This is a genomic window from Methylobacterium sp. E-016 (assembly GCF_022829745.1).
GTDB lineage: Bacteria > Pseudomonadota > Alphaproteobacteria > Rhizobiales > Beijerinckiaceae > Methylobacterium.
This window is the reverse complement of record NZ_JAKSYF010000200.1, coordinates 1-6,955: the sequence shown is the minus strand read 5'-3', so window position 1 is coordinate 6,955 and position 6,955 is coordinate 1. Positions and strand designations below refer to the sequence as shown.

Below are 6,955 nucleotides of genomic sequence, written 5' to 3'. Positions count from 1 at the left end.
GCTACATGACCCTGGAAAGCATCGCCCCGATCGGCGAGGATCCCCTGGTCAGCCTGCCCACTCTGGCAGCCTGATCGTCCCGGCCCAAGCCGGTGATCGTGGTGGTCCTCACCGAGCTACACCACGCCAAGGGACACGACCCACCCACCTGAGACGTTCATACGGGCACGGCGCGGCGGCAGATGCTGGCCGAAGGAGGAATGGCTGCTTCGGTTGAGTTCTTCCGGAAAAGTAGACGCCCTCATAGTCACCGAGGCTCTGGTCTCATCGCTTGGCATATAGCAATTGCTTCTGGATCGTCGCGCTGTCGTTTGCCGGGAGCACGGTCGTCTTCGCGGTCGGCATGAGGCGGCGCATGATGGGGCTTCGCAGGATGAACCTTCCGGGCAGGGCGGACCCATGTCGTCTGCAACCCAAGGGGGCACGTCGACGAGCGGTCAGGCTTCGATCCAGGGAAGTTGTCCGTTCCGTCGACCATGCCGTCCTGCTGACGATCTCGCCGAGCGGGCGGCGGACGCAGGCGAACCCTTCGGTCTCAAGGTAGGCGATGGTAAATGCCAGCGAATTCGGTGCCGCCCGGAAGTTCGCATTTCCCGGCTTGGCTGACCTTCCATCGGTCCGCGTCGAGGCGCTCGACGGTCAGCCTGCAGGGGCCGTCGGCGAAGGCGGCTGGCCCTTTTCGCAGGTCCAGGAAGGCATCGGTTGCCACGGCGTACACGTTCCCCGCTTCCGCACCGCCTGCACCCACGTAAGTCGAGGTCAACGACGCGCTGGCGAAGCCATGAAGTGGCCCCACGACGTTGAGCGTGCTGCTCGCGCCGTCCCGCTCGTCGGTGAAGAAGTCGACGCCTGCCGCGTTGCCTCCCTCCGAACGCTGGAGCTCGGCGTTCCGCCGGTCGTAGGCATCGGCCAGGCAGGCAACCGTCCTGCAGGCCTGCGCCTTCCCGAGCCACGCCCGTTGCTCCGCTACGGCGGCCTCGCGCTTTCCCACCTTCGAAGCGGACGCGTAGAGCCTCGCTATGATCTCGTCCCGGGCACCGAGGGCGGCATCACCGCAGACGAGGTGCTCCATCGCGGACGAAGCCTTGGCGCAGTCGAAGCTCGCCGCATCGGCGCCCGATCCGGAGATGGCAGATGCCGCGATTGCCACGAGGCAGGCCATGCGCTGTCCCAGGACAATCATCGCTCGCATGAAAGGTCTCCGCCCGGGCAGGCCAATTGGTCCGTAAAATCCTGCGTCCGGCGCTCGGTCAGGGCCGTGGCGCATTCCCCGATGAGCATGGGCATGATCGTACCATTCCCGTCGGGGTGCTCGGCGTCGTAGCCAGTCTCAAGGCGGCATTCGAGATCGCGGAATCGGCGCCAGGCTTCCTGCGCGATGTCGAGGTTGCGCCGCCCGATCCGGTCGAGCTTGGCGTGGAGCGCATCCCGAGCCTTCGCCAAGCCCGCCTCAGCGCTATCCAACTTGCGCTTGGCACACAGCGTCGCCTCGGTCTGGTTAGGGGCATCCGCGCAGAGCGCCGGCACCTCACCCATCGACGCCGTCGACCAGAGCATCAGGAAACCCAGGCAGGCGAACCTCATCGCAATGCCCCCGTCGAGCAGGGTCTTCGCTCGGGCCTTCCCGAGACTTTGCCGGTGGTAGCACGGCGCGCTAGCCTCGCCCACGACCACGCCGAAGGAGGCCGCGACGCCGAACCGAGCCACGACAGACCAATCCCGAGATCCCGTCGTGCGGGTGCTTGGCGGCTACCTCGCCGCCGTGGCCGCGGCGGTGACGGTCTTGATGCTGGCGGGCGCGACCGCCGCGCTGGTCGGGCCTCCTCCTCCGCCCGTCGCCGAGCCAGACTTCCCTTCCGATTGGGTAACGGTCGCCATCACGTTCGTCATGGCAACGTTGTTCGTTACGGTCTTCGCGCTGCCGGCCTTCCTGGTGTGCCAGGCCGTCTCGGTTCTGACGGGCCTGCGCCACCCGGCTGTCCACGTGGTCTGCGGCGTGGCCATTGGTCTAACCCTCTGGCGTTTGTTCTCCGGCATGGTCGACCGCCCGGTACAAGCCGCGGTCGCCGGGGCGGTGGGCGGCGCGGTCTACTGGCGCCTCGCCGTCCGGGGCATCGCCGATGGTCCGTGAGGGCGGCGCCTCCCGCCCCGCAGACGACCTCCATCCACGGTCACCCGCTCGGAGGATGTCCGTCGGCAGGGGCGTCGTCGGACGGTGGCGGCGGCAGGTGGGGAGGCGGCAATCGGCCGGGGCTCGGCGGGGTGGGTAGGCCGAGATCCTCGGTCGGCTCCGGCGCTTCGTCAGTCCTGTCCTTGTCGTCGCCCATGACGGCCTCCTACAGATTGGTCACAACGCGCGGAAGCGCCCGGGAAGCCGTTTATTGCCGCCGCCGCCGCCCGACGGCATCACGTCGCGCGGGGCGAGCCAGCCTGACCCGCTTTCGCATCCGGTGCGCCCGTCGAACGGACGTTCGACGGATGCTAGGCGTGCCTAGCCGCGGCGGCGCAATGTTTGGCGAAATTGTCTAGAATGGCCTGCCAGCCAATGCGCTGCTGGTCGATGGGAAAGCTGGTCTCGGGGTCGAACGCGACCCTGACATGGGTATACTCTCCCTGCGGCGTGAAGGTGACGGTGGCCCGGCGTCCGCCAATGTCGTAATCGATCCGCTCGTTCTCGACGACTTTGACGTAGGTGCCGGCGAAATCGAATCCCATGCTTCCGTCTTTCGCTTCCATGCGGGAGGTGAATTGCCCGCCGTCTCGAAGGTCCACGCTCGCCGTCGGGCAATGCCAATCGTCAGACGCGAAGTTCCATTTCATGATGCGGTCCGGGGAGGTGTAAGCGTCCCAGGTTTCGACGACGGGCGCCGGCACCATGGTTTCCACGACGATCCGCTCCATCGATACCTCCACGCTTCATCGGACCTCCGCCTGGCACCTCGCGAAGGCATCATGCAGCATACCACGCAGTTTAATGCAGCAAGTGGGCGCCTCCGCGTCAGAAGCGGGAGATCTGCGGGGTGACGCGCACGCCTCTCCCGGCAGCGAGCAGGCACAGGAGCGCGGTAATGGGCGGTGACATGAAACGGGTGTGAAAGCCTGTCCGCTCGGACGAGCTCGTCGACGCCTTCGTAAGCGGCTGTTCCGGTAGCGACCCAACTTAGTCGTACGAGCCGCTGCGGGCGCAGCCCAAAAGCGGACGTAGGCTCGGGTTCCACTTAATAGCGTAGCAATGGAATCTTGCTGGACATAGCGCATCGCAACATTGAGAGGCTCATCTGCAGCCTAAAGCAGTCGCATCACGGGCTTCCCTGCGATCAGCATTTCGTGTCTCATTTATGAGGGTCGGCTGGCATACTGAACGCCGCCAACATCCTGATTGCAACCGGGGAACTCATTCGCTGTTGACCCACGGTCTCGGCCTACGTCCCGACGCAGTTCCAGTGCCAATGGAAAGTCCGCCCACGTGATCATAATGGAGACAACGTGCGCGGCGAGGCAGGATGCCGAACAGCTTGGTGGGGTAGATTTGCGTCTGCTGAAGGCGGCGGTCGAGGCGACTGGCGAGGCCATTCTCATCACCGACGCCGACGTCCAGGAGGACGGACCGAGGATCGTCTACGCGAACCCCGCTTTCACCCGACTCTCGGGCTACGAGACGTACGAGGTCATCGGGCGCAGCCCGCGCTTGCTGCAAGGCTCGGGAACCGACCGCGGCATCATCGACCGGATGCACGACGCGCTGGCGGCGGGGAAGTCGTTCCAGGGCGAGGCGCTCAACTATCGCCGGGACGGATCGACCTACGTGGTCGAGTGGCTGATCACCCCGGTTCACGATGCGGACGGTATCATCACCCATTGGGTCTCGGTGCAGCGAGACGTCAGCGAGCGTCGGGCCTTCGAGGACCGACAGGCGATGATGGTGCGCGAGCTCCACCACCGCGTGAAAAACACCTTGGCCACGGTGCAGGCCGTCCTCAACGCGACCCTGCGCTCCTCCCTCTCGATGGCAGAGTTCGGTCGGGCCTTCAGCGGCCGGATCATCTCGCTCGCGCGAACGCACGCCCTGATCACGGAGGATGAGGCGCAGGTCGCATCGTTCGAGGGGCTGCTGAGGGCGGAGCTCGAACCCTACGACGAGAATGGCCGGATCACGCTTCGGGGGCCAGCCCTGCTGCTGTTCTCGCAGCTTGCTGTGCCGGTTGGCATGGCCCTGCACGAGTTGACCACCAACGCCCTTAGGCACGGCGCGCTGGCCCACCCGGGGGGACGGGTCGCGGTGACCTGGACCGTCGAGGATGAGACGGACGGACCGTTCCTGGTTTGGGTCTGGAACGAGCACGATGGACCACCGCCGAGCCTGCCGACCCGCGAGGGGTTCGGCACGCGGGTCCTCAAAAGGATCCTGACGGCCCAGGCGGCGGCCAAGGTCGATGTCGCCTTCCAGGCCGATGGCCTTCGTATCGAAGTCCGGGTCCCGCTCGCAAAGTCGTAGAAAGCCGGTCGGTTACGGCAGGTGGTCGCCTTGCGGTGTGTGCCGGACCTCTGTCCCGGCCCCTCAGGATTGGGCGAGCGGGACAGAGAGGACCGTTCAGTTCCCTGACACGAAGCCCGAGAGCGACGCGACCAGGGTGCAGCACACCCCTTCCGGTGGGTACCGGAGTTCGACCTGCCCACCGACCGCTCCTGCCAGCCCACGCTCGATGAGCCGCGAGCCAAAGCCGATGCGTGTCGGGGCGACGACCGTCGGCCCACCGTTCTCCTGCCAGTCTAGATGGACCGTGCCAGCCTCGGCATCGATGCTCCAGGTCAACGCAATGCGGCCTTCCGGTACGCTGAGGGCACCGTACTTGGCGGCGTTGGTGGCAAGCTCGTGCACCATCAGCGCCAGGGAGAGGGCAGCGCGCGAACCACAGGGTACGACCGGACCCCGTAGATCGAAGCGACGTCGCTCGGGGTCGTCGTGCAAGGTGAGGGCATTCTGAACCACGGTGCGGATGTCGGTGGTCTGACTCTCGCCCTCGCCGTTCATCAGGATGTCGTGCGCCTTGCCGAGGGCCAGGAGGCGGGCGACCAGGACCTCCTTGGCGGCCTCGATGTCGCTTGCGCCGCGAAGTGTCTGGGTCGCGATGGCCTGCACCATGGCCAGCGTGTTCTTCATGCGGTGAGAAAGCTCGTGGTTCAGGAGTTGCTGCTGCTCCTCGGCACGGACGCGCGCCACCGCCGCCTCGACCCGGTCGGCCACAGCGCGCAGGAAGGCGAGCTCCTCCGGGGTCCAGTGCCGCGGGGAGCAGTCATGGACGAAGAGCAGGGCCACGGTACGCCCACGTTCAAGCACCGGCATGTTGATCAGGCTGGCGATGTCGATGGCCTGCAGGGCTTTTAGGTTCGCGGCGGTGCGCGGGTCCGTGGCCACGTCCGACACGACGACCGCCTCGCCCTCAATCAGGTCGGAACGTAGGTCGCCGTAATCCTCGAAGCGGTGCCTGCCGGCGATGCTGCTCATTCCCGGGGCGGTCCAGTCGGGTTCCACGACGACATCGTCCGCGGCGACGTCGAGGCGTCCGAACCCGACCCGCCCAGCCTTCAGCGTCCGACCAACCACGCCGGCCGCCATCAGGGTCATTTCGGGGATGCGCATGAGGTCGCGCAGGCGGTCGCCGAGCTCCAACAGGGCGGACTTGCGCCGCTCCTCCGCCTCGCGGGCACGTTCGGCCAGGAAGCGCTCGGTCACCTCCAGGAATAGCACGGCGAAGGTGTCGTCGGTGAGCTTGTGCACCCGGCCTTCGTACCAGCGATCCAAGGTCCCGACCTGGCGGGTGAAGGTGGTGGAGCGGCCCGTCTCGACCACGTCGGCAAATTCCCGGACCCACTCGTCCTCGATCCCCGGGAAAACCTCGCGGATCGTGCGGCCCACCACGCTGTCGCTCGCCACACCGACGAGTTCGCCCCAGGCCCGGTTGACCTCCTCGTAGCGCCAGTCGGTCACCTGTCCGCGGGCGTCGCGGATCACGCGACCGAGGATGAAGCCCTCGCGAAGACGCTCGAAAAGACCGCGCCAATGCCGCTCGCTCTCGGCCAACGCCTCCCGGGCCATGCGCTGCTCGGTGATGTCGCGTGACACCCCGGCGAACCGGACAAAGCGCCCCGCCCCGTCATGCTCCAACTCGCCACGACGGGCGATCCAACGGACCTCGCCGGTGTCGGGCCGCCGAATGCGATACTCGACATCCTGCGGGGCCTCGCCGCTGGCGCGGGAGTCGGCGGTCGAGACGAACGGTGCATCCTAGGGGATGACCAATCGCTCGAAGGCGGTCGACGGATACGCCTCGCGCTCGGGCAGGCCGTAGAGGCGGCAGAACTCCGGTGTCGGGTACAGCGTGCCTTCGGCATCGACGTGGAACATGCCCACGCCCCCGGCTTCCTGGGCGCGCCGGAGCCGGTCCTCGGTCTCGCGCAGGCGCTCGAAGCCGAGCCGTTGCTCGGTGCGATCCCGCAGGATCTTCATGAAGCCGATGGCGGCGCCGTCCTCGTCGCGCAGGACCATCAGCTCGCCGTTCGCCCAGAAGCGGGTACCGTCCCGCTTCTGGTGCCATCGCTCGTCGCTGGCGCGTCCCTCGATGCAATTACGGGATCACCCTCCGCACGATTTCTGGCTCGACGGTCAGGTCCGGCGCACGCTGATCGCCCCGAAGGGATGCCTCCACATCGCCGACCTCAACGGCACCCCCCGGGCGCTCCTTCGCGAACCGGTGGACAGCCTCCATCTGGAGCTGCCGCGCGCCGCATTGGATGACCTGGCCGAGGAGGTCGGGGTGTCAATCGGCGTTGAAAAGGGACCCGGGATCGGCGTCCAAAAAGGACCCACTGGCGGCATGGTTTCCATTGATCGGTGACGCAGCGGGCGACGCCGCGAAGCCGTCAGGGTGAGCGCAGCGGCGTCGCCCGCGTCTCC

Annotated in this window: 8 protein-coding genes; 3 read left to right on the top strand and 5 right to left on the bottom strand. The window is 66.8% G+C overall.

Annotated elements, in window-relative coordinates; translation table 11 throughout:
* Positions 1-535: 535 nt before the first annotated feature.
* On the bottom strand, positions 536-1,192 hold the full coding sequence (locus MKK68_RS28200) for a lysozyme inhibitor LprI family protein (RefSeq protein WP_244033607.1): 657 nt from the start codon (positions 1,190-1,192) through the stop codon (positions 536-538).
* Positions 1,180-1,707, bottom strand: coding sequence for a lysozyme inhibitor LprI family protein (locus tag MKK68_RS28195; protein ID WP_244033606.1), 528 nt, complete (start codon positions 1,705-1,707; stop codon positions 1,180-1,182). The genes MKK68_RS28200 and MKK68_RS28195 overlap by 13 nt, the downstream gene beginning before the upstream one ends.
* A gap of 25 nt (positions 1,708-1,732) precedes the next feature.
* Here MKK68_RS28195 and MKK68_RS28190 point away from each other — a divergent pair, with 25 nt between their 5' ends.
* Complete coding sequence (locus MKK68_RS28190; protein WP_244033605.1) at positions 1,733-2,131, top strand: hypothetical protein; 399 nt, start codon at positions 1,733-1,735, stop codon at positions 2,129-2,131.
* Between the two features lie 350 nt (positions 2,132-2,481).
* On the opposite strand, the gene MKK68_RS28185 is transcribed toward MKK68_RS28190, so the two are convergent.
* Entirely contained in the window at positions 2,482-2,901 is a 420-nt protein-coding gene (locus MKK68_RS28185; RefSeq protein ID WP_244033604.1) for an SRPBCC domain-containing protein, read from the bottom strand.
* Positions 2,902-3,475: 574 nt separating this feature from the next.
* Between MKK68_RS28185 and MKK68_RS28180 the strand changes: the two genes are divergently transcribed.
* Positions 3,476-4,495, top strand: coding sequence for an HWE histidine kinase domain-containing protein (locus MKK68_RS28180; RefSeq protein ID WP_244033608.1), 1,020 nt, complete (start codon positions 3,476-3,478; stop codon positions 4,493-4,495).
* 96 nt (positions 4,496-4,591) lie between these two features.
* Here the strand turns inward: MKK68_RS28180 and MKK68_RS28175 are convergent, their stop codons facing one another.
* Positions 4,592-6,124: a sensor histidine kinase gene (locus MKK68_RS28175; protein WP_244033603.1), complete on the bottom strand. Its 1,533-nt coding sequence runs from the start codon at positions 6,122-6,124 to the stop codon at positions 4,592-4,594.
* A 162-nt stretch (positions 6,125-6,286) separates the two neighbouring features.
* A complete protein-coding gene (locus tag MKK68_RS28170; protein ID WP_244033602.1) occupies positions 6,287-6,547 on the bottom strand; it encodes a hypothetical protein in 261 nt (86 codons plus the stop codon).
* Here MKK68_RS28170 and MKK68_RS28165 point away from each other — a divergent pair.
* Entirely contained in the window at positions 6,507-6,896 is a 390-nt protein-coding gene (locus MKK68_RS28165) for a hypothetical protein (RefSeq protein ID WP_244033601.1), read from the top strand. The two genes, MKK68_RS28170 and MKK68_RS28165, sit on opposite strands and share 41 nt — an antisense overlap.
* The last annotated feature ends 59 nt before the right edge of the window (positions 6,897-6,955 follow it).